The organism is Rhodococcus sp. 05-340-2, assembly GCF_002258915.1.
GTDB lineage: Bacteria > Actinomycetota > Actinomycetes > Mycobacteriales > Mycobacteriaceae > Rhodococcoides.
In genome coordinates this window covers 249188-272868 of record NZ_NOYU01000039.1, presented here as the reverse complement: position 1 = coordinate 272868, position 23681 = coordinate 249188, and the positions used below count along the sequence as shown (strand labels likewise).

28 protein-coding genes are annotated in these 23681 nt (G+C 63.8%); 10 read left to right on the top strand and 18 right to left on the bottom strand.

Annotated features, from left to right (window positions below; all coding sequences use genetic code 11):
• Positions 1–135: 135 nt before the first annotated feature.
• The 3 genes from CH271_RS24960 to CH271_RS28545 all read right to left on the bottom strand — a co-directional run bounded on the left by CH271_RS24960 (position 136) and on the right by CH271_RS28545 (position 2257).
• Complete coding sequence (locus tag CH271_RS24960) at positions 136–348, bottom strand: hypothetical protein (RefSeq protein WP_094635317.1); 213 nt, start codon at positions 346–348, stop codon at positions 136–138.
• A 308-nt stretch (positions 349–656) separates the two neighbouring features.
• Positions 657–1994: a hypothetical protein gene (locus CH271_RS24955; RefSeq protein ID WP_143546113.1), complete on the bottom strand. Its 1338-nt coding sequence runs from the start codon at positions 1992–1994 to the stop codon at positions 657–659.
• A complete protein-coding gene (locus tag CH271_RS28545; RefSeq protein WP_143546112.1) occupies positions 1982–2257 on the bottom strand; it encodes a hypothetical protein in 276 nt (91 codons plus the stop codon). The genes CH271_RS24955 and CH271_RS28545 overlap by 13 nt, the downstream gene beginning before the upstream one ends.
• 56 nt (positions 2258–2313) lie before the next feature.
• Here CH271_RS28545 and CH271_RS24950 point away from each other — a divergent pair, with 56 nt between their 5' ends.
• Positions 2314–3066: a PaaX family transcriptional regulator C-terminal domain-containing protein gene (locus CH271_RS24950; protein WP_094635315.1), complete on the top strand. Its 753-nt coding sequence runs from the start codon at positions 2314–2316 to the stop codon at positions 3064–3066.
• 34 nt (positions 3067–3100) lie between these two features.
• Here CH271_RS24950 and CH271_RS24945 read toward each other — a convergent pair whose 3' ends face one another.
• A complete protein-coding gene (locus CH271_RS24945) occupies positions 3101–3703 on the bottom strand; it encodes a LysE family translocator (protein ID WP_094635314.1) in 603 nt (200 codons plus the stop codon).
• Entirely contained in the window at positions 3700–4716 is a 1017-nt protein-coding gene (locus CH271_RS24940; protein WP_094635313.1) for a redoxin family protein, read from the bottom strand. Before CH271_RS24940 ends, CH271_RS24945 begins: the two co-directional genes overlap by 4 nt.
• A 127-nt stretch (positions 4717–4843) precedes the next feature.
• Between CH271_RS24940 and CH271_RS24935 the strand changes: the two genes are divergently transcribed.
• On the top strand, positions 4844–5128 hold the full coding sequence (locus CH271_RS24935; protein WP_094635312.1) for a hypothetical protein: 285 nt from the start codon (positions 4844–4846) through the stop codon (positions 5126–5128).
• A 74-nt stretch (positions 5129–5202) separates the two neighbouring features.
• Positions 5203–6000 (top strand): hypothetical protein, encoded by a 798-nt coding sequence (locus CH271_RS24930; protein ID WP_143546111.1) that lies wholly within the window; start codon positions 5203–5205, stop codon positions 5998–6000.
• A 2-nt stretch (positions 6001–6002) separates the two neighbouring features.
• Here the strand turns inward: CH271_RS24930 and CH271_RS24925 are convergent, their stop codons facing one another.
• The gene (locus CH271_RS24925) at positions 6003–6410 is read right to left on the bottom strand and encodes a hypothetical protein (RefSeq protein ID WP_094635310.1); all 408 of its coding nucleotides are present in this window, start codon (positions 6408–6410) and stop codon (positions 6003–6005) included.
• Between the two features lie 200 nt (positions 6411–6610).
• On the opposite strand from CH271_RS24925, the gene CH271_RS24920 reads away from it, so the two are divergent.
• The 5 genes from CH271_RS24920 to CH271_RS24900 all read left to right on the top strand — a co-directional run bounded on the left by CH271_RS24920 (position 6611) and on the right by CH271_RS24900 (position 10826).
• Complete coding sequence (locus CH271_RS24920) at positions 6611–7582, top strand: bile acid:sodium symporter family protein (protein WP_094635309.1); 972 nt, start codon at positions 6611–6613, stop codon at positions 7580–7582.
• Positions 7583–7751: 169 nt separating this feature from the next.
• Entirely contained in the window at positions 7752–8732 is a 981-nt protein-coding gene (locus CH271_RS24915) for an SDR family oxidoreductase (protein WP_094635308.1), read from the top strand.
• A complete protein-coding gene (locus CH271_RS24910; protein ID WP_094635307.1) occupies positions 8729–9514 on the top strand; it encodes an SDR family NAD(P)-dependent oxidoreductase in 786 nt (261 codons plus the stop codon). The genes CH271_RS24915 and CH271_RS24910 overlap by 4 nt, the downstream gene beginning before the upstream one ends.
• A 46-nt stretch (positions 9515–9560) precedes the next feature.
• Positions 9561–10277, top strand: coding sequence for a TetR family transcriptional regulator (locus tag CH271_RS24905; RefSeq protein WP_094635306.1), 717 nt, complete (start codon positions 9561–9563; stop codon positions 10275–10277).
• 114 nt (positions 10278–10391) lie between these two features.
• A complete protein-coding gene (locus tag CH271_RS24900; RefSeq protein ID WP_094635305.1) occupies positions 10392–10826 on the top strand; it encodes a GNAT family N-acetyltransferase in 435 nt (144 codons plus the stop codon).
• A gap of 133 nt (positions 10827–10959) precedes the next feature.
• On the opposite strand, the gene CH271_RS24895 is transcribed toward CH271_RS24900, so the two are convergent.
• Together CH271_RS24895 and CH271_RS24890 are read right to left on the bottom strand one after the other, a co-directional pair.
• Positions 10960–11775, bottom strand: coding sequence for an MBL fold metallo-hydrolase (locus CH271_RS24895; RefSeq protein ID WP_094635304.1), 816 nt, complete (start codon positions 11773–11775; stop codon positions 10960–10962).
• A 45-nt stretch (positions 11776–11820) separates the two neighbouring features.
• Complete coding sequence (locus tag CH271_RS24890) at positions 11821–12471, bottom strand: peroxiredoxin (RefSeq protein ID WP_094635372.1); 651 nt, start codon at positions 12469–12471, stop codon at positions 11821–11823.
• Between the two features lie 160 nt (positions 12472–12631).
• Here CH271_RS24890 and CH271_RS24885 point away from each other — a divergent pair, with 160 nt between their 5' ends.
• Positions 12632–13321 carry a winged helix-turn-helix transcriptional regulator gene (locus CH271_RS24885; RefSeq protein ID WP_094635303.1) on the top strand — a complete coding sequence of 230 codons (690 nt, stop codon included), beginning with the start codon at positions 12632–12634 and terminating at the stop codon, positions 13319–13321.
• A gap of 23 nt (positions 13322–13344) precedes the next feature.
• Here CH271_RS24885 and CH271_RS24880 read toward each other — a convergent pair whose 3' ends face one another.
• The 5 genes from CH271_RS24880 to CH271_RS24860 all read right to left on the bottom strand — a co-directional run bounded on the left by CH271_RS24880 (position 13345) and on the right by CH271_RS24860 (position 17909).
• Complete coding sequence (locus CH271_RS24880) at positions 13345–14091, bottom strand: EAL domain-containing protein (protein WP_094635302.1); 747 nt, start codon at positions 14089–14091, stop codon at positions 13345–13347.
• Positions 14078–14266 carry a hypothetical protein gene (locus tag CH271_RS24875; RefSeq protein ID WP_143546110.1) on the bottom strand — a complete coding sequence of 63 codons (189 nt, stop codon included), beginning with the start codon at positions 14264–14266 and terminating at the stop codon, positions 14078–14080. The genes CH271_RS24880 and CH271_RS24875 overlap by 14 nt, the downstream gene beginning before the upstream one ends.
• Before the next feature lie 83 nt (positions 14267–14349).
• Positions 14350–15627, bottom strand: coding sequence for a lipase family protein (locus CH271_RS24870; RefSeq protein ID WP_094635371.1), 1278 nt, complete (start codon positions 15625–15627; stop codon positions 14350–14352).
• Positions 15628–15665: 38 nt separating this feature from the next.
• Entirely contained in the window at positions 15666–17255 is a 1590-nt protein-coding gene (locus tag CH271_RS24865; protein WP_094635300.1) for a GMC oxidoreductase, read from the bottom strand.
• Positions 17256–17357: 102 nt separating this feature from the next.
• Positions 17358–17909 carry a TetR/AcrR family transcriptional regulator gene (locus tag CH271_RS24860; protein WP_094635299.1) on the bottom strand — a complete coding sequence of 184 codons (552 nt, stop codon included), beginning with the start codon at positions 17907–17909 and terminating at the stop codon, positions 17358–17360.
• Between the two features lie 77 nt (positions 17910–17986).
• Here CH271_RS24860 and CH271_RS24855 point away from each other — a divergent pair, with 77 nt between their 5' ends.
• Entirely contained in the window at positions 17987–19291 is a 1305-nt protein-coding gene (locus CH271_RS24855) for a carboxylesterase family protein (protein ID WP_256986544.1), read from the top strand.
• Between the two features lie 42 nt (positions 19292–19333).
• Here the strand turns inward: CH271_RS24855 and CH271_RS24850 are convergent, their stop codons facing one another.
• The 5 genes from CH271_RS24850 to CH271_RS24830 form a co-directional block, all read right to left on the bottom strand.
• Positions 19334–20638: a cytochrome P450 gene (locus CH271_RS24850; protein WP_306437419.1), complete on the bottom strand. Its 1305-nt coding sequence runs from the start codon at positions 20636–20638 to the stop codon at positions 19334–19336.
• 69 nt (positions 20639–20707) lie between these two features.
• On the bottom strand, positions 20708–21094 hold the full coding sequence (locus CH271_RS24845) for a hypothetical protein (protein WP_094635298.1): 387 nt from the start codon (positions 21092–21094) through the stop codon (positions 20708–20710).
• A gap of 11 nt (positions 21095–21105) precedes the next feature.
• The gene (locus CH271_RS24840) at positions 21106–22248 is read right to left on the bottom strand and encodes an NAD(P)/FAD-dependent oxidoreductase (RefSeq protein ID WP_094635297.1); all 1143 of its coding nucleotides are present in this window, start codon (positions 22246–22248) and stop codon (positions 21106–21108) included.
• Entirely contained in the window at positions 22245–22442 is a 198-nt protein-coding gene (locus tag CH271_RS24835) for a ferredoxin (RefSeq protein ID WP_094635296.1), read from the bottom strand. The genes CH271_RS24840 and CH271_RS24835 overlap by 4 nt, the downstream gene beginning before the upstream one ends.
• Positions 22439–23641 (bottom strand): cytochrome P450, encoded by a 1203-nt coding sequence (locus CH271_RS24830; protein WP_094635295.1) that lies wholly within the window; start codon positions 23639–23641, stop codon positions 22439–22441. Before CH271_RS24830 ends, CH271_RS24835 begins: the two co-directional genes overlap by 4 nt.
• Positions 23642–23681 lie beyond the last annotated feature (40 nt).

Here is a 23681-nt window from a genome sequence, read left to right as displayed (position 1 = left end):
CTGTAGGTAAAGCAAGATGTGGCTTCGGAGCGTGCCGCGGTCACAGCTGTGACGCACCGGCTGCTGCACGTGTGCAGACGATCGATCCGCGGCCCGGGGCAGGCCGGTCGGCGGCGAACTGTCGGTGCAGAGTGTTCATCGGGTGGCTGCGTAGCGCAGGAGCCGCCAGCGGAGGTCGGGATCGAGGTCGGGCACTGCCTGCCGCGTCAGGGTGTGGTGCAGTCGGGCCTTGAAACTGCCGACGTCGAGCCCGAAGCACAACAGGATTTCGGAGGCGTCCGCGCCGCCGTAGGGCTCCCACTTACGGGCGAACTCCAGCACGTTCTGCTCTTCGGTTTGTCGCGGCATCGTAGAACCGGCCTTCGTTCAGGAAGTGCACTGCCTCGGTCCGAGGGAACCGGCCGAATCAGCGGTACTCATGGTCAGATGCGGTCCCGTCGTGATGAGGACTCGTCATGTCGGGTGTCCCGTTCGCATCTCGGCGAACAACTAGAGCGAACCCCTGGCGGGCTCTGTCACGCAAGCACGGAAATTCCGTTTACGCTGGTGAACAGAGCTTTCCAACCGGTTTACACACGGAATGATCATCCAATGTGGCGCACATCACAATCGATAGGAGCGGGCGGCTTCACGCGTAAACCCGCAGGTGACTGGCTCTAATGGGAATCAACGGCCGTCAGCGTCGCTATCGCCGAGGCTGTGACGGCAGTGAGCGCAATCATGACCACTGCGATCTCGGTGGCCGAGGTTCTGCTCAGCACCAGAGCAGCCGCGACCAGAGCCACCACAGCCGCCACCGCGGTCACGACCGCGACGGTATCGCGCGGGTCGAGCCACTCCCGGCGAACGGGAACGCGATCGACCACAGTGGGCGGCAACGGTCGTGCAATCACCGCGTACACCGACAAGATGATGGCGAAGGCGACATACCCGAGGGCGGCTGCGGACGGCACGGTGGTCGTGTCGGGGTCGGCTCGCAGAACGAGCGCGCCGATATCCGACAGTGCTGCTGCCGCGAACGCCGTCGCCAACACCGCCGATCCGAGTATCCGGTGACCGTGAATCATCGGCGACAACGCAGCGATCGCCAGCGCGATATCGGCCGCGGGATGAAGTGCGTACAGCAACACCATGGCGTCGCTGCGCAGATTCAGAATCGACAACAGCAAGATCGACAGCGCGTAGGGAGCAGCAACCAGCACGACCCCGGTGACTGCGTTGTGCCATCGTCTCCGCCATCGGGCCAGGCCGTATCGCTCGGCTCGAATCCACAGAGCCGCCCCGGCACACAGATAGGACACGACGAAGAACAGATCGAACAGCGGCCCAGCCGGGATCGAACGGTGCATCGGATACCGCTCGACCAGCCAGCTCACACTGCCGAGCATCCATGCCAGCGACCCCGCCATCAGCAACGAAAAGAACACAACATCGAGGCGGTCGCCCTTGCGCGTGGAGTCGAGGGCGCGCCGACCGAACACCGCTGCCGCGACCGCGATGAACACCGGTTGCACAAGTTCGGTCAGCATCGACATGCGCCCGCCGTCACCGTTCACGGCTTGCACCACCACCAAACCGACGCCGCCGCAGAACAGCAGACCTGCCCACACCACCAACCTCATGCGCAGTATCAGAGGTATCGACGAGCCGGTAGTTCCGCTCGTGTCGGGGACGGTCGACGGCAGCTCGGACCGAGACACTGCGCAGTCCTCGCTCTGCGCGGAGCTGTCAGCATCAGAGGCATCTACCGCGTCCGGTAGCACTGCCTCTGCGCCCGGATTGGCGGCGCACCACAGTTGCTGCGCCACAGCGCGATCGGCGTTCACCGATGCGCAGACCTGCTCGATCACCGCCCACGACAGACCCGCCGACTGGACGGTGAACGCTTTGGCCACCGTGGTGTGGCTGTAGTCGGTCACTGCGGCGATCGCCCGCAGACTCGGCGAGCCGATAGCCTCGCGCGCCGAGTTCAAGTGGCCGGTCAGATCGGGCATTTCCCGATCCGCCAGTCCATCAACGTCTTCCATCGCGCCTCGCAAAGAACCAGTTCCGAACACCCGACGACCGTCGAGGCCACTGCGACCCACAACGCGCCGGTGACCGTTCCGGCAGAGAAGGTCGAGACAATTACAGCACACTCGTTACACTTGGCATTCCATGCGCTGAGAAACTGCAGCGCCTCCGCGCAGCGTCCAACACCGTTTCCTGACCACTGAAAATAAGCATGCATCGCCATCGGGCGACGTACATCGTTCACCCGTGTGCGCGCTTCGTTGTGCTCGCCGACGCGGGCTGCCTCGTTACCATCATCAGATGAAGGACAAGGCAGAGCCGATCCGTCGATTGACGGCGCGTTCTGCCATCTTGAGCGTCCTGCTCGGCATCCATCCGGGGCAGGGGTCTGCGGCGCTGATCATCGAGATGACTTCGCACTTGGGCGTCGCCCCGTCGACAGCGCGCGCCGCACTCTCGCGGCTGGCGTCGTCCGGAGATCTCGACCGAAGCGGCGGCGTATACCGCCTTTCCGCCCGGCTGATCGAACGACAACGCCGTCAGGACTACGCATTACGACCGGCCACGACTGCTTGGGACGGCAGTTGGCGACTGGCGCTGGTGACCACCGGTGCCGAAAACTCCACCGACCGTGCAGGGTTACGTTCGACGTTGCGCGCGGCCAAATTGGGCGAGCTCCGTGAAGGGGTGTGGGGACGACCGAACAACCTTTCCCCCGCGATCCAGTCCGAGCCGATCGATCGACTGAGCTGGTTCACCGCGATCCCCGACGAGGACCCAGCGCAACTCGCCGAAGGAATATTCGAGCTCGGAGACTGGGCCTCGACGGCCGAGCAGCTGATCACCTCCATGAACGACGCGACCGACAGAACCGAACGCTTTCAGATCTCGGCGTCCATTGTTCGGCACATCGTCGACGACCCACTGTTGCCTGTGGAGGTGTTGCCGGCGCACTGGCCCGGCGACGCTCTTCGGCAACGCTACGAGCAATTTCGAGCCGAACTCAGAGCAGATGCCGAGAAGAAACGAGCAGTGGACAATCGGCGTTGCTGATGCCGCATACTTCGTCGATCGATTCCCGTCGCACCTATCGAAGTGCGATGAAGACAGCGCACAGGAGAAACACCGTGGCGGTGATGCGGTCGACTGTGCGCCTACCGCCACGGTCGAGAAAGCGCCGAAGGCGCAGAGCGGCAACACCATAGAGCGTAATGATCACTGCCATGACTACGACGAGTGTGAGACCGAGAACCAGGTAGTCCTGCAGTTGCACGTGCGTGAGGTCGACGACGCCGGGCAGAAGCGCGACGTAGAAGCCGATTGCGACAGGATTGGACATGGTGAGCACGATTCCGAGGGCGAAACTGTGTGCTCGGCGGGCGGCCCCCGGGTGCGTCGGTGCCCCGGCAGTCCTCCACTTCTTCGCAGCGAGATAGCAGAGGTAGAGCGCACCGGCCCAGGTGATGACGCGAAGCAGCGGTTCGTAGGCCGTCGTCGCGGCCGCGAGGCCTGCAATTGACATACCGAGGAGAGCCAACTTTCCAACAATGATCCCGGCGGCCAGTCCGGACACACCCCGAGGCCCGGCGTCGAGAGATCGAGCCATGACCGCGACGACCTCTGGGCCCGGAGTGGCAGCAGACGCCGCGAACGCCGCGGCGAACAGGGCCACATCGACGACGCCGATCACCGCTTGTCACTGCTCGCTTCGGTCGGCGTGCGCCGCGGAGTCGACGTCACCGGCAGAGGGTGATCCCGGAGCCATTCGAGCACTGTGTGGGCATGGCGGTCCGGCGGGAACACGGGATAGAACACGTGCTCGATGACTCCCCCGGTGATGACGAGAGCAAGCCGGCGGTAGACCGTGAGATCTTCGGTGCCGAACGTCGGTAGACCGATCGCGGCGCGCAAGATCAGCTGGGTGTCGGTGAGCAGCGGATAGGGCAGTCGCAGTGCTCGAGCCAACTTCGTCTGATACTCGACCGGTTGGCTCGACAGTCCGAAGACTGCGTCGATACCCGCCTGCACCAGCTCTGCGTAATGGTCGCGCATTTCGCAGTTGTGCGGACTGCAACCGCGAGCACCGGGGATGGCGTCCCAGCCGTCGGGCATGTCCTGTCCTGGTGCGCCGGTCATCGGGAACACGTAGACCAGGGCACGACCGGGACCGATCGCGGCGAGATCGACGAAGTTGCCGTCGGTGGACGGCAACCGAGTGACGGGCATAGCCATCCCGGGCAGGTGATCGGTCGCTCCATCGTCGCTCGGGGCGGTGAGGTCGGCCGGCAGCGGTGCGAGATCGGGGTTGTCCGCGTCCGCGGAAGCCCACTCGCCGGCCATCCGCGTGCTGGCCTCGGCGAGGTTTGCGACCAATGCAGCACGTTGGCGGTCCAGGTGACCGATGGCCTGGTCGAGGCGTTCGATCGCCCGGCGATACCCGGAGAGTGAAGCGGGGCAGTCGTCTGCGTGTGGGCCTCCGGCGTTGAGGCAGTCGATGAACGGCGCCATCTCTGCCAGTGGAATTCCGAGTGCATTGAGACGGTGGATCTGCGCGACGACCTGAACCTGGTGCCGGTCGTACATGCGGTAGCCGTTGGCGGCGCGCAGTGGGACGACGAGTTCCAATGCCTCGTAACCGCGCAACGCCTTCGACGAGGCACCGGTCTCGGCGGTGACTTCTCCTGCTCGTAGCAGCTCTTCCATCCCCGTACCGTAAACCCGGCCCCCAGGGGACAGGTCAAATGAGATCCCCGGTTGGCTTCGCGATGATCCTCGTCGTGCACGGGACCAGGCCAGGACCCGGCCGTCCACATTCGGTCATGATGTACCGGTGCCGACTACCGATCCGTTCCACTCACTCGTTCTGATGAACGCAGTGTTCGCCTCAGCCGCATGGTGTCTGGCCAAGCCCTCGTGGTCCGCAGCGATATCGCTGAGCGTTGTCTCGGTGTTGTGGCTGTTCTTCAACGCCCCCATCGAAGGTGCAGTGTTGTACGTGGTCGACGCCGACAGAGGGTTGACCGAATCCGACTTCCTCACGCTCGCTGGGGTGATCCTGGCCGGGGTGACTGTTGCCAGAGTCCGGCGTAGCCGGCAACCGGACGTCGACTCCTGAGCTTGTACCTCGTTGGTCAGATGTAGTACTGCAGATGGATGCGCTCGGGGGTATCCGGTGATTGACTCTCACCCGTGATTCGTCCGATGAATGTGTCCGTCAACCGAAGCCGCAGCACGATCGTTGTGTTGACATGCGCCGGAGCAGCGTTGGTGGCCGCGTTCGCACTCGGCCCGGCCGCGTTGCTACGCGGACGCTATCCCCAGTTCCAGGATCAATCCGTGATGAGTGAGCTGCTCGGCCGCGGCTTGGTCGAATACTGGGGTAGCGGTGTTCGCACCTATCCTCCAGGCTTGGCGGAGATGGTGAACTACTGGTTCGAGTGGCACGCAATCAAGATCGTCATCTCGGTTCTGCTGACCGTCGTTCTCGGTCTGCTCGCGGCGACTCTGTGGCGGCGATCTCTCGCAGCCGGCGTGGGATACACGATCGCTGCCGCCAGTGCGACTGTGCTCTCGATGTTTTCGGTATTCCTGGCTGTGCTCAACATTCAGTCCACGGTTGCACCCGTGGTCGCGCTGCTTCCGATGCTCTCGGATGACAACGCCGACGGGCGAGCGGCGCAGTCGCTGATCGAGAACGGTGTGCAGAGCGAAGACACCAGGCCTCCTCTGCTAGAGCTGCTGACACAGGTCGAGCACTACAACTGGGCGGTGATAGTCGCCACCGCCGTGGTGATCGCGGTAGTCGCTACCGGAACGGTGATCGCGTTCCGACGCTACAGATCAATGGACGGTGCTCACCGCCGAATGTTCGTCGTCCTCGGATCGCTCGGCACGGTGATGACCATCGTGATGACGTTGCTGTTGATCGCAGCCGTTGTTGCGGTCGGTGATCCGGGAGAAGACCTACTCGGCGCAATCGGCCTGTAATTCTATTGCCGGCTGCGTTCGCGGGCTCGCGCACGGAATTGACCGATTGCGAGGACGATCAACGCGACCCCCAACAGAGTGAGGGGAATATGGGCGAGGGGAGCGTAGATATCGAGTACGACGAGCTGCCACACCACCCACCCGACGGTCACCAGCCCCACCAACGCCACGTACACCGCAGCTTCGGACGCGTCGACGAGCACGGCAGCCACGCAGATCAACGGCCCGATTCCGAGAAAGAACAGCACGAACAACCCGGAGATGCGGTAGTCCCAGGTGTGCCAAGCAGGCAGCATTCCGACGGTCAAGCCCAACGACCGCCCACTGGGGTCGGAGGTCAACGACATCCCGTTGAACGTCCCGGCTGCGCCCAGCAGAATCAGCAATGCCACCGTCGAGAGCTTGTTCACGGTGGCGTCATGCGTTCGTCGTCCTTCGGTTGTGGCCGGCAGCGGTTCACGTAAAGGTTGATACTGCCAGAACAAGGCCGCTCGGTCTTGTTCTATTCGAGAGTCCTGCAACGTGGAGACCTGTCTGTCGAGGCTGCGGTTACGCTCGGTGGGTTGCGCGCCCGCCCTGGGGAGTGCCCCGACCGCACAGGAGACTCCGCGTGCCCAAGCTGAAATCCGTCAGCGAGTTCACCGGCAAGTGGTTTGCCCTGATCGTCGTAGCGGCGGGCGCGCTGGCCCTGATCACTCCCGACACGTTCAGCGGCGGCACTCCGGCCGTTCCGTGGCTGTTGTCGATCATCATGCTCGGCATGGGAATGACGTTGCGGCTCTCCGACTTCGCGGTGGTCGCCCGACGACCGTGGGCACTGTTGCTCGGCGTGGCCGCACAATTCGTCGCGATGCCGCTGCTCGGTCTGGGCATCGCCAACGTGCTCGGCCTCTCTGCTGCGCTGACCGCAGGCATGGTGCTGGTCGGTTCGGCTCCGGGCGGCACTGCGTCCAACGTGATGGTCTACCTCGCCAAGGGTGATACCGCGTTGTCGGTGGCCATGACGTCGGTGTCCACGTTGCTCGCTCCGATTCTCACGCCGCTGCTCGTGCTGTGGCTCGCCGGCGAATTCCTGCCGGTCGATGCGGGCGGGCTGTTCGTCTCGATCCTGCAGATCGTGCTGATTCCCGTCGTACTGGGAGTTGTTCTGCGCCTGCTGTTTCCCGCAGCCATCGACCGCATGCTCGACGCGCTGCCGTTGATCTCGGTGGCGGGTATAACCGCGGTGGTGCTGTTCGTGGTTGCCGCCAGCGCACCGACATTGCTGTCCATCGGAGCCCTCATCGTCCTGGCCGTCGTGCTGCACAATTCGCTGGGACTCGCCGTGGGATACGGCATCGGCAAGGCGTGCGGACTCGATGTCGCCAGCCGACGCGCGATCAGCATCGAGGTCGGGATGCAGAACTCCGGCTTGGCCGCAGCACTGGCATCGGTGCACTTCAGCCCCGCGGCAGCTCTGCCCGCCGCCATCTTCTCGGTGTGGCACAACGTCTCGGGTTCACTTCTCGCCAGCTACTGGTCTCGGCGATCGATCGAACCGAAGGCGGCCGAACGCACGCAGGAGTCGACCACCATCGACTAGGCCGATTCCAGCTGGATTCGGATCAGAATCCGGTGCAGCTGACCGCGCTGAGCGTCAGCTGCACCGGATTTTCGTTTCTGGTCGGATGAATCCTTGCGTTATGTGCATTCACTATGCAATATTTGCAATCACGCTCAGCGTCCGCCGAGCCCACCATCGAGGAGGCCCCATGATCACAGTGACCAGTGCCGCGGGTGGTGTCGGCCGCTTGCTCGTTCGACAGCTCGCCACGCAGAACGTGCCGGTTCGAGCAGTCGTCAAGAACGCGGCGCAAGCTGCGACCACCCGCCACGACGGAGCCGTCGAAGTTGTCGTAGGCGATCTCAGGTCCGAAGAAACGCTCCGTAACGCCCTCACCGGGGCGGACGTCCTATACCACGCGGCACCGACGCAGATCATCGACGAGAAGCCCATCATCGATCATCTGATCGCAATCGGACCAGCAAATGGGTTGCAGCACATAGTTTTTCATTCCGTGATTCATCCGAACCTGCATCAACTGACGCACCACCACCAGAAGGACATCGCCGAAGGAATCCTGCGTAGCAGTGGAATCCCCACCACGGTGCTCAGGCCGTCCCACTACATGCAGAACTACCTGGAGGTGTGGGAATTTCTGCAGGCCGGAGTGATGCCGTACCCGGTTTCACCGGACAGCGTCATGGGTGTCGTCGATGTTGCCGACGTCGCCGAAGCAGCCGCGAACATCCTGATCGACCCCAAGCCGCACACCGATCGCGTCTACGACCTGTCCACGGTGGAACTCACCCGACATCAGATGGCAGCAATCTGGTCCGACGTGCTCGGCCACCGCGTCACTGCCATTCGGATCCCGCCCTCGTCGTTGACGAACTCGCTGAACGTGCTGCCCGCACTGGCCTCGGTCGTCGGGCATGCGTTGCTCTCGACGAAACTGAACTCCATCGGCCACCTCGTTCGCGGTGCCAAGGCTGCGTCCAACCCTCGTGACATGAAGAACTGGCCGGCCGACGCACGCGAGGCGTACCGCACGATGATGACCCACTACGACGGCCACGGCCTACCGGCAGGCGACCTGAAAGTTCTCCCGACGCTGCTCGGCCATGCTCCCACGTCGTACGAACAGTTCGCGCGGCGCTCGGCCGCTGAGCTCGGAAGGTCGGCTCGATGATCCGCCGAGGTTCGCACTACCGTCCCGGCCGCTCGTTGGTGACCGGCGCAAGCTCGGGAATCGGTGCCGAGTTCGCCCGAGCACTCGCCGCCCGCGGCTCCGATCTGGTACTCGTTGCACGACGAGAAGACCGGCTGACCACGCTGGCGAAGGAACTCGAACAGAACCACGGAATCCATTGCCGCACAGTGGCCTGGGATCTGTCCGAGGAAGCGAGCGGACGCCGACTCCGTGAGGTGGTGCCCGAGCAGATCGATCTCGTCGTCAACAACGCAGGTTTCGCCGTACAGGGACCGTTCGTGGACAGCGATGCCGACGACTTCGAGCGCCTCATCGCCGTCGACATCCGCGCTGTCGTGGACATCTGCTCTGCGTTTCTGCCGGACATGATCGCCCGCTCGAGCGGCACCATCGTCAACGTCGCCAGCACGACTGCGTTCCAACCCGTCCCGTCACTGGCGGTGTATGCGGCCGCCAAGGCATTCGTGCTGAGTTTCAGTCAGTCGCTGTGGTACGAGTCGGCCCAGCACGGAGTCAGAGTATTCGCACTCAACCCGGGCCCCACCCGTACCGAGTTCTTCGACGTCATCGGAGACACCGCCGCTGCAACCGGCAGCTACCAGACACCGACCGAAGTGATCGCTACTGCCATGCGCACGCTCGATTCCAGACGGTCTCGCCCGCAGGTGATTTCGGGTCGGATGAACACCGTTCAGGCAATAGCGGCCGGTCTCGTCCCCGCGCAGGTTCTACTACCCACCCTAGCCCGGATGCTCCACTAGGTTCGGGCCGAACTCAGCACCTGACGAGGAATGTAGTGTCACGAACATGGCCAGGGTCTCCAGATTCACACTCGCCGACCGGCAGGAAGCGGTCGCCCGCGCTTTCGGCGGTTCCGAGAGCCCGGCGGCCGTGGCGACCTCACTGGGAATTCACACCACGACGCTCTATCGCTGGGCCGGGTCGTCGCCCACCGACGATCCAGGGCCCGCACCGGCCAGGCTGGTCGAGGCCACCCAGGAGCTGCTGCGCCACGACGACTACGCAGACATCACGATCGAAACCGTCGCTGCCCGATGCGGTCTCGCACTGAGAACCGCATATCACCACTTCCCCACCAAGCGCGAGCTCTTCCAAGCCGCAGTCGACGACGCAGCTACCGTGCTGATAGACCGCATTCACGAGAGATCGGCAGCAACCAGCTGGCCGCACACCCCACTCGAGCAACTGCAGACATTTCTTCACATCGCAGCAGCGAGCATCTACGACACCCCGCGTACCCACGTGCTGTTCCGCAATCTCGGAGTACCGAGATCCGAGGGCTCGGCAGAACGCTGGCACGACAGTTTCGTCGACGCGATCGCCCAACTGCTTCGTTCCGCCTCAGAAGCAGGGCAGATCCGCAGTGATACAGATGTACTCGCTGCAGCCCGCTTGCTCACCGGTGCCATGCGGGGAATACACACTGCAGTATTCGAGGGCGTCGATGCCGACCTCGCGCTGAGCCTGGTCGAGAGGGTCCACCTCTTGGTCCCACCCCGATGATCGACAGACAACGCGTCTCGGACAAGAACGGTGCATTCACCCTCTGACATGCGAGGATCATCCTGTCCCCGAGCACGCGAGCTCGGCGATGTCCCCTCCACGAAATGGACCTCCGTGTCGAATCTTCACCATGCTCCGCTTGCAGGCGTGGACCCGAGCACCCTGTACCGCATCATGGCGCTTCGGGTCGCGGTCTTCGTACACGAACAGAAGATCGTCGACGAGGCCGAACTCGATGGCGTGGACCTACTTCCGACGACGGAGTTGTTCTGGATCCAGGACGAGAGCGGCGAGGTGTCGGCCACCCTCCGCGTCCTCGTCGACGACACGGTCCACATCGGCCGCGTCGCGACCGCGGCTGCGGGCCGTGGTCGCGGCTATGCCGGGAAACTCGTCGAGGCCGCGCTGACTGCATACCCCGGGGTGGTCGAAATCTCCGCACAGGCACACCTCGAAAACTGGTACGAGCGCTTCGGATTCGTTCGAGTGGGAGAGAACTACCTGGAAGCGGGAATCCCGCACGTGAAGATGTCGACGACAACCGACTAGGTCGATCGGGGCTGGATTTCGGACAGGATCGGGTGCAGCTGACCGCGCTGAGCGCGGTCAGCTGCACCGGATTTTGATCTGTAGGACCCGCAACCCGGCTCACCTTCGTCTTCGGACTGCGCAGCCTCTGCTGTTACTCGGCGACGGTGACCTGTGCCCCGCGGTCGATGACGCGTAGTCGATCCGAGACTCCGGCGCGTTCGAAGATCGCACGGAGATCGTCGGTGTCCTCGCGGAAGTGCTTCCACGAATCGGCATGCACAGGAACGATGGTCGCCCCCTCCAGTATCTCGGCGGCCTGCAGTGCGCGTTCGTTGGACAAGGTGATGTACACGCCGTCCGCGAGCTCCTCGAAGCCTGCGCCGCCGACGAACAGGACTGCAACTGCGATGTCCGGGAAACGTTCTGCGATGCCACGCACGACCTCGACAGAGGAGTTGTCGCCGCTGACATACGTGGTGGGCACACCGTCCCCACTGAGAACGAATCCGGTGACCGGGCCGATCTGTTGCCAGACCCCGTCGGGACCGTGTTGAGCCGGAACGCCGGTGATGGTGAGCGTTCCACCCTCCGGGAGTGCGATCTCGGCGCTCTTGTAGTCCTCGAGACCGACGGCACCGTTGGCGATACGTTCGGCACCGAGATCGGTGGTGTAGACGTGATCGACCGTGCCGAGGAACTCGCGACCGGACGTGTCGAGATTGTCGATGTGATGATCGTGCGAGACCAGCGCGACGTCGACTGTCCCGACCTCGTCCCGACGCAGCGCCGGTCCCTCGGTACGAATGACGCCTTTGAGTCCCTCGGTGCCGTCATGACCCGTGTAGTCCTGGGCTGCATCGAATGTGGGGTCGAGGATGATGCGGAGACCGCCGATGTCGACCAAAGCGGTGGGGCCGCCGATCGGCAGGATGGAGACGGCGTGTCGGGTGGTGGTGGCTGCAGTCATGTCTGCTCACTTTCGGGGGATCATGTATGGAACGGTATGGATGGGCTACGCCTGTGCTGCGGAGTCCTCCAGCACTACGGTGCGAAGGTAGGGAAGGACCTTCTCGACCGAGCCGAATTTCTGTTCGGCGTCGTCGTCGGACAGCTCGAACGGAACGAGCACTCGTTCACCCGGTGACCAATTCGCCGGAGTGACGATCGAGTGCCGGTCTGCCGTTTGGAGCGAGTCCAGTACGCGGAGAATCTCGTCGAAGTTCCGGCCTGTCGTGTGCGGGTAGGTGAGTATCAATCGGATCGTCTTGTTCGGATCGATGACGAACACCGAACGGACCGTGGTGATGTCGCTGAGCTTCGGATGAACCATCCCGTACTGCCGAGCGATCGTCAGTCGATCGTCGTCCACGATCAACGGAAAGTCGATCGCGACGCCGAACGCGTCGGACAGCTCAGCGGCCCACTGGCGGTGGCTCTCCGCAGTGCCGGCCGACAGCGTGGCGATCTTCGTTCGGCGCTTCCGAAACTCACCCGCCAGACGAGCCGCTCGAGCGATCTCGGTGGAACAGACCGGGGTGAAGTCCTTCGGATGCGAGAACAGGACTGCCCAGCTGCCGTCGAGCCAGTCATGAAAGGCGAACGGTCCGTGCTGGGTGTTCGATCGAAAGTCCGGTGCGGTGTCGCCGAGGAGGAGAGAACTCATGCCGGCACCACCGTGCGCGTACAGCCGTTCGTCCGCGCTCGGCCGAAGAGACACTGCTGAGGGTTCGATGTAATAGCCATGTACGCATAGAACTCAACAATTGAAATCACGCATAGTACAAAGGTTGTACCAGTCCTCGAACCTTCATACCGTCGCAGACATGACCGTCGAATACTGCCCGGTCTCCATGGGCGTCAACCTTCTCGGAGACAAGTGGAGCCTGCTGATCGTTCGCGAAATCATCACCGGAGCACACAATTTCAACGCGATACATCGTGGCCTCCCCGGAATCTCCCGCACTCTGCTCGCGTCTCGTCTCCGCTTCCTCGAGCGAGCAGAGCTCGTGGTCAAACTCGACCGCGAGTACCACACCACCCCGGCCGGATCCGATCTTCTCGGCGTCCTGATGTCGCTGGGATCGTGGACGGCTCGCTGGCGGTTCCCGGCCCCGACCGAAGAACAAGCAGACCCCTACTTACTGCTGTGGCGAATGCGGGCCGGACTGGACATCTCACGGTTGCCGAACAATCGTCGCACCACCCTGCACTTCGCCTTCACCGAACAGCGGGTGCACGGCTGGATCGTGGTCGACAACGGCAAAGCCACACTGTGTTACCAGGATCCGCGGTTCCCTGTCGACGTTGCGGTGTCCGGCACCGTCAACACCTGGAACCAGATCTGGTACGGGCACCGCACCTTCGCCTCTGCTCGCCAGTCGGGAGAGATCGACCTCGCAGGTGCGACGCCTCTGACATCCGCATTCTTCTCCTGGTTCGAGCTGAGCCCGTTCGCACAACAGATCACGGACGCAGTGGGCCACAACGTCACCCAGGAAGTCCGCGCCTCGTAAGTGGGCCGATGCGGACGAGGTCATCACTTCTGTGCGAACCGATGCACCGCTGCAGGGCGACCGGTTCGATAGCCCTGCAGCAGGTCGGCCCCCATCGATGTTGCTGCCTCCAGATCGTCGTCGGTCTCGATGCCCTCGAACACGCAGCGCGCATCGGTCTTTCGCGCAAAATCCAGGATGAGTTCGGCCACCACCATCTTGGTCCGGTTCTCCCTCATGCCGTGCACAACGGTTGCGTCGAGCTTGATGACGTCGGGTTCGAGCAGCACCAGGCGCCGCAGTCCCGCGTGGCCCGAGCCCACATCGTCGACGGCGATGTCGACGCTGCCGCGTCTGAGCTCGGCCAACGCTCTCAGCACCTCCACCTCGTCGTCGATGGCGGCGTGCTCGGTGATCTCGACGATCAGGTGCCGTCGTTTACCGAATTCCACGAGGTGGCCCACCAACGCGAAATCGGCCACTAGTGTTGCGGCACAGAGATTGACGGCGAGGAACGATCCGCACGGAAGCTGAGCGGATTCCCTCAGAGCATTCATGACAGCAGACGTGTCGAGAGCTGCCCCGAGTCCGCAGTGCACAGCGTCGGCAAACCAACTCTCCGTGGTGCCTCCGCCGTCCGGAAAGCGTGAGAGAGCCTCGTATCCCTCGATTGCGCCGTCGACGGCGCGAACGATCGGCTGAAAGACGATGGTCGGTCCACCCGAGTCGATGACAGACCGGATGCGGCGCGACGCGCGTCGCCGATGGGAGGCGTCCCTAGTCGGTAGCACTGGCCCGCAACGGAATGACCGGGCAGAGCGTCATCGACACTGCATTCTCTCGAATCGACCTGCTCACCACAGCGAGATCGGACTCTCCGAAACCGAGGAGGAGTGCATGCAGACGCGTCTCGTCTCGTGGCCAGGTGAGGCCGAACGCGTCGGCAACGGCGAGATAATCGTTCACCCGTTGCTCGACTGTCAGGGCACCGACAAGACGGTTGCGCCGAAAGAACTCTCGCATCCCTCGCCATCGCCAGCGGTCTACGATCAGTCGAAAGCGCATGCTGCCACCGGGAGATCGGCGAACCGGTCCATCAAGAACTGGGCAGCTTCTCCGCCGTAGCCGTCGATCAGCTGTGGCCCGAAGTGGTTCGGCAACACCGCACCTTGCAGAATCGGCGGCAGGGGGTTGCTGTGGAACTGAACCGACGCACCGCCACCGCACCAGTCCTCCGCCAGTTGCCGGGCCTGCCCGTAAGGCACTGTGTCGTCGTTGATTCCACTGGTGATCAACACCGGCGCATCGGGAGTACGCCGACCGATGCGTTGCTCGTCGAAGATCGCACCGGCCTGGGGAATGGTGCGCAGGTTCTCGAGCATCGACTTGCCGTCCTTCGTCAACGACTCCGTGCGCAAGAAGGGATGCTCGAGGATGGTGTCGCCGATGCATTCGGTCGAGAGTTCGTTGAGAACCGCCTTGCCGTGATCGGTGAGCCTATCGTCCACCAGCGGCTTCAACGTGGGGTCCCGCTCGATGAAACCGTTGAGGGCGTACCCGATCACACCGCCGATTAACGTCCCGTCGACCGTCTTCAACACATCCAGCAGGTCGGCCGTCGGCGCGCCTGCCCACGTTCCCTTCAGATCGAGTTCCGGTGCATACTCCGACGCGAGTTCCGCGGCAGCCGCAGCAGCTCCACCGCCCTGCGAATAACCCCAGATGCCTATGGGCGCATCCGGATCCCCCGAGAGTTCGAGCGCGGCGCGGGCACCGTCGAGAACCGCGTGCGCTTGCTCCGGCCTGTTCACGTAGGTGTGGATACCGGGCGTTCCCAATCCGATGTAGTCGGTGACGAACACGTTCGCGCCCATCGACCCCCACAGCGCCGAGGACAACAGCTCCTGGTTGAACGAGATCGACAATGGTTGCGCCACAGCGTTGATCGAGGTCGGGAAGGCCCGCGACGGTGCACACTGGTCGCCCTGCCCCACCGTGCCCGGTGCCACGACGATCGTCGGCCGCGGGCCTGCACCCCGCCACGGCACATCGGTGTCGATGAACGTACCCGTCACCCCGACGGGCGCGCCGTCCTGCGTGCGGGAGGTGTACATGACCCGCTGTGCCTGCGCCGGATACGCGCCGTCTGCCCCGGGCAGAGCAGCGAACAACGACATCGGTTGCGTCCGAACGACGGAACCCGGAATGTCATCGAGTTGCGCAGGTGCCACGTAGAACTCGTCGACGGGATCGGCTTGTGCCGGCGAGGTTCCGACCGCGACCACCGACGATGCCAGCAGTGCGGTGCCCACGAGAACACGAATCATGGTGCGATACGGGTGCATCGGTCTCTTTCTTCCTGGTGTCAGATGACGGTGCCGAGGTCGCGAGCCACGATGTTGTCCAGTGCTCGTTCGGCGAGCGCAGCGATCGTCATGGACGGGTTGCAGGCCGCGGTGTTGCCCGGCATCAACGCACCGTCGAGCACGTACAGTCCGCGTTGGCCGTGTACGCGGCCGTCGAGATCGCATACCGGGCCCATGTTGGCCCCGCCCAGCGGATGCCAGGTGGACGGGAACAATGCATTGGTGTCGGTGAGAATGCTGCCGGTGCCGGCAATGCGACGAACCGTCGGGTCGATGGATCCGTCCTGAATGACGGAGTCGCCGTTGGCCGGCCAGTGCAGTAGAGCTTGGTCTCGCGCCGAGTCGTAGCCGAAGTGGCCGCGCCCGTCGCTGACCCCGTACCCGACGAGCATCGTGCTGCGGGCATCGAAGGACAGTGGTGGTATCGATGCCTGGATGACGGTGTGTGCAGTGCGCGGGTCGTCCCAGTTCAAGCTGCCGAACACCACCGGACCGCCCTGCGGCGCACCGAATTGCTGCTCGATGCTGGACCACACGTAGATCCGATCGGCATTGGTGCCCCAGCCCTGCCCGAGTTCGTCCGGCAGATCGGGAATGGCCCCGGTGGCGCTCGCGCGAACCAGCATCTTGGTGGTGTTCAGGCTTCCCGCCGCCATGATCAGTGCACCGGTGGTGAGGATCTTGTTCTCCAACACCGTTCCATCGGAATCGATTCGGTCGACATGGACGATCCAGCGACCGTCGGCGGCGCGCTCGACATGCGTGACGTTGTGCTGCGTCGCCACGGTGGCCAGGCCGGTCGCCTCGGCGGCCGCGATGTAGGTGACATCGACAGAATGCTTGCCGCCGTTGTTCACTCCGAAGGCACCGGCACCGTTGGTGTACGACGGCGTCATCACCCCGCGGGTCTCGTCGAGGGCATAGTTCCAGTCGATCGGCATCGGAATCTTCGACACCGGCAGTCCAGCCCGACGCGCACTGTCTGCGAACACCCGCGCCGCGCGATAATTCGGAGTGTCGATCAACTCGTCGGGAGCCTGCGCGAGCTGCAACATCCGCGCGACGCGGGGATAGTGCACTGCGTTCAACCTCGTCCAGTCGAGCTCGACCGGAAAGTGCGTCTCGAACACGGCCTGCGACGGCTGCAGCGTCATCCCCTGATAGATCAGGGATCCGCCGCCCACACCCGCGGCGCACAGCGCGGTCATGTTGTCACCGGGGACGGCCTCGAGCAGTCCGACATACGGATCGAACGGGACGGGCCTGCCGAACAGATTGGGGCTCGACGCGTACCAGAGCATCCGCTTGTCCGGGGCGGTCGCGTTGGGGAAGGTGTCTGCATTCGGCCCTGTGGGCCAACGCCTTCCGCGCTCAAGGACCAGAACGGGAATGCCTGCCTCGGCCAGGCGCAATGCTGCGACGCCACCGCCGAACCCCGATCCGATCACGACCACGCGATGGTCCTCGCGAGTGAGCGGAACCTGAGTTCTGGTGCCGGTGGCTGCGCCGGCAACGCCCGTACCCGCCACCGCGGCGAGGCCTGCAACCGCTGCAGCACCGAGAAATGTCCGACGGTTCAGATTCGACACGTTCCCCCCACAGTCGCGGATGCGCACGCACCGAGACTGAGGCCACACGTACGCGCCGTGCAAAACTAGACAGAAGCACCCGCGGGTGTCAAGTTTTACGGGCTAAGCAAGTGGCAGAACGGGAATCAACCACCGCTCGAGGTACTGACGCAGACCGTCGTCCTCGTGAATGGAAGGGTCGTCGAACAGGATGACCGACAGCGCGACCCGCACGATGACTCCGTCGATACCGTCGAACTGCGCGGAGTCGAATCCTGGATTGCGGTCGGCGTATCCGTCCAGGAATTGACGTACCACCGGTAGTGCACGATCCATCATGTCCGCGTCGAACAGTGGGTTCGAGTTACCCGAGCGCAGCAACGAATTCAGAACAGGTTCCCGCCGAATGAGATGGCGTGCGGCGACGATCGTCTCGACGATGAACTGCGTCGGACTCTCGGCCTGATCGGCCTTCTCCCGTATCCCACCCATGACGTCGACGACGAGTCCGATCATGGCTTCGGAGATCATGTCCTCGCGAGTGGTGAAGATCGAGTACACCGTCTGACGGGTGACTCCAGCAGCACGAGCCACTGCGGCGATCGTGACGCCCTCGAAGCCGGACTCGGCGATCAACCCGAGTGTGGCATCGAGAATCTTCTGCTTGGACCGCATGGTCCGATTATGACGCCACGTCTGTCGCGTCGGTCGGACGGTATGCTCACGCTGTTCGATACAGGGGGGTTCTTCACTTGAACGACGAGATGACGGCCGGGGCGACGCGGCGAACGATCACCGGCACGACCAGCGGAGATCTCGAAGCAGTCGAATTCGACGGGCTGATCCACGCACGGGGTATCCCCTATGCCACCGCCACGCGCTTTCGGAATCCCCGACCGGTCGACACCCCGGGGACGACGCGTGACGCCACCCGCCGCGGTCCGGCATGCGTTCAATTGCCCTCTCGGCTCGACAATGTCACCGGTCCGATGATCGACCGGCTCGACCAGAGCGAGGACTGTCTCGTGCTGTCGGTGACCGCTCCCGCTGCGGCCGAGGGACTTCCGGTCATGGTGTGGCTGCACGGCGGCGGCTACGTCTCAGGCGGCGGGGAGGCCGAGAAGTACGATGCAGACCACCTCGTCCGAGAGGGTGTCGTGGTCGTCAGTGTCACCTTCCGGCTCGGCGGTTTCGGTTACCTGACCCCGAAAGGCTCGGGGGACAGCAACATCGGCGTTCAGGATCAGATCGAGGCTCTGCGCTGGGTGTCGACCAACATCGCTCGGTTCGGCGGTGACCCGACCACTGTGACCCTGTTCGGTCAATCCGCGGGCGGCGATGCCATCCTCGCGCTGATGGCGTGCGACGCGGCCGCGGGGTTGTTCACGAGAGCAATCGTGCAGAGCGCACCGCTCGGATTGCGATCAGGGCGTTCGGCTCTGTACGACACCGCACGAAAGGCTTTCGCAGCTCGGTTCTCCACGGACCCGGCCACCGCACCTGCGTCGGAGGTGCTCGATGCAGAGCGGGCCGTGACGCAGGCTGTGCGGAGGTTCGGTGCCGCAGGCGGAATGCCGTTCGGGCCGGTCGCTCACCTCGAGCCACTGTCCGATGACCCCGACGCCGCCCTGCGCAGGACTGCCACTCGCGTCGAACTACTGATCGGTCACACCAGGGACGATGCTGCGCCCTTCGTAGACATCGTGTCGAACATGCTGTGGCTGAACAGGTTCGGCGTTGTCAGTTCGGTGCTCACCGCTCCGGTGGTGCGTCTCGTCACCAACTTGCTGTTCGGCGTGGATTCGATGGTGAAGATGTGGCACGGCGCGGGTGGTCGGGTCGCGTCGTACCGAGTCGACTGGGCGCCGAAAGGAGCACCGTTGGGGGCATGTCACTGCATCGAATTGCCGTTGCTGTTCGGCGACGCATGGTCGGACGCGCCCATGTTGGCCGGCCACACACCGCCGACGGCGTTGGCGACCAGGGTCCGTCGGACATGGGCAGCATTCGCCCGAGAAGGAGTGGCCGGGCTGCCTGCCCGCTCGCTGGTGTTCTGATCCTGAGGGGGCACCGGCAGCACGAGACACGTGCAGGTTCGGTTACTTCCCCTTCGGGTCGGGCACGAGATGCAATGGCAGAAACGAGAATCGATGAATGATGTTGTTGACGGCGATCTCCGGTGTACCCGCCTGTTCGATTCGACCGACGTGTCGCAGCAGAGCACGCAGCACCGCTTCGGTTTCCATACGAGACAGTCCCTGCCCGGCGCAGCCGTGAACGCCGTACCCGAAGCCGACGTGCGCTAGAGCATCGCGGGTGATGTCGAACCGATCGGGTTCTTCCCACGCGAGCTCGTCCCGATTCGCAGATGCGTACATCACCAGTAGTTGCGCACCCGCGGGCACCGGGACACCCCCGATGATCGAATCGATCTCGGCGCGCCGAGCGAACGCCCGCAACGGGGACTCGATCCGGATCACTTCGTTGATCGCATTGGGCAGCAGTGCATCCGGATCTTGCCGGAGCAGGTCCCATTGATCCGGATGCTTGGCGAACAGCCACAATGCAGCGGCAATCCCGCTTGCGGTGGTGTCGATCGACGGCCCCAGATAGTCCATCAGGAAGGCAGGCAGATCGGCCGCGCGGAGGCGACCTGCATCGATGTGCTCGATCATCTCCTCGGCAATGCTTCCCGCAACGACGTCACGTCTACGGGCGAGGCTGTGCACGAAATACAGCATCCGCAGGCTGGCGGCCGTCGATCTCATCGAGACGCCGTTGAGCGGCCCCAACATGTCGAAGATGGCCCCGGCCCACTTCACAAGATCTTTTCTGCCACGCTGCGGCCACCCGATCAGGTCCGGCACCACCGTCATCGGCAACTTCAGCGCGATGTCCTCGACACCGTCGACGTACTGCTTGGCCACCGCATCTCGAACAACTCTCTCGGCCAACGCATTCACGTCCGCGCGCAATGGACGCAACGCCCGCGGGGTGAGACGGTGCGCAGCCACTTTTCTCTGCGCGATGTGCGCGTCGTCGTCGGACATCAGGAAACTGCGGTTGCCGATTCTGCGAGCGACGGGGTTCATCGCGACGCTGCCCGAAGAGCGGTATGTTGCATCGTCCGCGAGCACCTGCTTGACCTCGGCATACCGCGTCAGGGCGTACACGCGCTGCTTCTCCAGCCACACCACCGGACCGAGTTCGCGCATCGCCCGGTAGTGGGGATAGGGGTCCTCGATCGCCGAGACCGAGTACAAGTCCTCGGTATAGACCGGGATTCCGGTAGGCGTTCGCTGACGACCGAATCGGCTCCTGTGCCCATCCGACGAACGGTGGTGGTGGTCCGTCCCGGACGCGACCGGGCACTTCTGGACGTCGGGGTTGCGATCGGCTGGCATCGACAGGCCCTTCGGAGTTCGGTGGGTCCGTAGTTGCCGAACCCGATGCGACGGAGTGGTCGAGCTCGTCTATCGTTCCAACTGCGTCTCGGCAAGGACGCCCGCGACGGCGAATCCACCGGCGATGGCGCATCCTGCCACCCGCGTCCGCTGCGGCAGATACGCGGTCAGCGCGAAGGCACCGGTGTCCCAGACATCGACGGCCACGCCGGCGCGCAGCAAGGGACGCACCAACTTCGGTGCGTACCTGGTGGCTGCATACAGCCCACCACCGATATAGATTTCGCGAATCCCGAAGGTGCGAGCGGCAGCTCGCGTGGTCGCCACTGCCGCGTCGGGACCGGCCAGGAGTTCGTTGGCCCGCGTGGGAGCGATCATGTGCGCGACGCCGATTGCGGCGCGGCCCAACCCGACAATCTCGGGAAGGCGTCGTACAAGTGTGGATCCAGTAGCCATGAATACGTTCCTCAGGTAGTGGAGAGAGTGTTCTCGCGAGCCAACCGCCGGAGCAGACCGACGGGCTTCTTGATGCCGAAGGCGACGATGGTGGTGCTGCCGTCGTTGTGACTCCACCGCAGGAGAGCCGATCCCTCGTCCACGGACCCTTCGAGAACGGTCGGTTCTCCGTCAAGAGGGAGGGGGCCGACGACTTTGATGGACAACCCCAGGATCTCGGTCCAGAAGTAGTCGTCGGTGGGTGCGCAGGTCGGTTCGACGCCGAGAGCGGAGGCCGCGGCAACTTTGCCCTGCGCGACGGCATTCGACCAGAACGGCGACCGGGCCGACACAGCGCGTGAGTAGGTGACATCACCGGCCGCGTAGACGTCGGAAACCGCTGTAGCGCAACGGTCATCGATACCGACCCCGCGATGGTCCGCGATTCCGGTTCCCGCCAACCACCCCGACTCGGGTACGTCTCCGGCACAGGTGACAACGAGGTCGGCCTCCAGGGTTCGGTCCGCCAGCTCGACGCCGACCACTGGATCGCCGATCAATCTCACCGGGCTGTCGACCCGGACAAAATCGACCGATGAAGATTTCGCCCGGGACGAAATCGCCTCGGATAGAAAGGAACCGAGCAGACGATCTAGCGGACGATAGACGTCGACGACAGTGGCGTCGATCCCGCGTGCAGCGCAGGCACTCGCGACCTCCATACCCAGGAAACCTGCACCGACGATGACGGCGGTGTTCGCCTCGTCCAACCGTGGCCGAAGTGCGCTGGCGTCGGCGAAGGTCCGCAGCACGATCTCGCCGGCCTGTCCGGGTGCGGCTATCCGGCGCGCGGCCGCACCGGTGGCCACGATCACGGCATCGTAGGGCACGTCGGTGCCATCGGCCGTGGTCACGGTCCGAGCCTCGGTATCTAACGACACCGCCGGATCGACGATCGCCGTGATGTCGAGATCGGAGAGATCCCACGTCTCGGCTTCGGCTGCTTCACCTTTGAGCACATGTTTCGACAACGGTGGTCTCGCGTAGCAGCCGTCGGTGTCGGCACCGATCATGACGATCGGTCCTCGGTGCCCGCGGGCGCGGAGCTCGCGGGCGGCGGTGCACCCGGCAATGGAGTCTCCGACGATGACGATGCGACGGTCGGTGGTGCTCACTTGCTCTCTCGGAGGGCCGCTACCGGACACACTCCGATCGCCGAACGTGCCGGGGCGGCAAGGTCGTCGGGTATGTCGTCGCCCTCGAAGGCGTAGTGAAGCTCGCCCTCGTCGTCCAGGCTGAAGACCTTGGGAGCTTGATCGGCACAGATTCCATGCCCTTCGCACCGATCCCAGTCGACGTCGATTCTCATTGCGGTGTCCCTTCTGCAGCCACCAGTTTCAGCGGCAGGCGTTCGTATCGGTGAATGACGTTGTTGACAGCCCTTTTCGGTGTTCCCGAGGGGACGATTCTTTTGACCCGGCGCGCCAGCACCCGGAGCATGGTCTGCGCTTCGAGACGCGCCAATCCTTGACCGGCGCAGCCGTGCGCACCCGAACCGAAGCCGAGCTGGCGGGCCGCATCGCGGTTGACGTCGAACGCGTCGGGGTTGTCCCATTCCCGCTCGTCGCGGTTCGCCGACGCGTAGATCACCAGCACACGGGCCCCTGCCGGAATTCTCGATCCGCCGATATCGGCGTCGCACACAGCCCGTCGAGAAAATGCTCGGATGGGTGACTCGTACCGGACGACCTCGTTGACGGCGTTGGGAATCAGGTCCAGGTTCTGCCGTATCGCCTGCCATTGCTCGGGATGTCGAGCGAACAGATCGAGTGCCCCGGAGATCGCTCCGATCGTCGTATCGAGCGATGGGCCGAGGTAATCGATCATCAATGCCGGGCATGCGGACTTGCCGATCCTGTTCTCGTCGGCGGCTTTCAGCACGTCGTCGCCCATGCTCCCGGTGAGCACCGATCGCTGCCGCACTACCTTCTTGGAGAACGCGAGCATCTCGGTAGCGGCCTTCACGGCCGTTACGGAGTGACGATTGACCGGCCCGAGCGAGTCGAATGTTGCTCCGGCCCAGCGGAGTAGCTCCTCCCGTCCGTCTTCGGGCCACCCCACGAGGTCGGGCACCACGGACATCGGCAACGCGGTGGCGAGATCGTCGACTCCGTCGACGAACTGTTTGCTCAACGCGGCGTCGACGATGCCCTCCGCCTTTTCCTCCACCGCCGCCGTCATCTTTCGCACGGCCTTCGGCGTCAAACGGTGCGCGAGAACCGCACGCTTGGTCGCGTGCTCGTCGCCGTCGCTGTTGAGCGTCGTGCCTCGTCCGAGCCTGTTGGCAACCGGATTGAGTCCTACCCCGTCCCCGGAGATGAAGGTCTCGTCGTCGAGCAGGACCTTCTTGCAGTCGGCATAGCGCGAGACGGCGAACACCTGCTGACCCGGAAGCCACACCACCGGACCGAGTTCCCTCAACCTGGCGTAGTGCAGGTACGGATCGAGAATGGCGTCGGTGGAATAGATGTTCCTGCGGTACTGGGGAATCGACACGTCGGTTGTCATCAAGTCCTCGATGGGGCCACGGATCCGGCGACATCCGCCA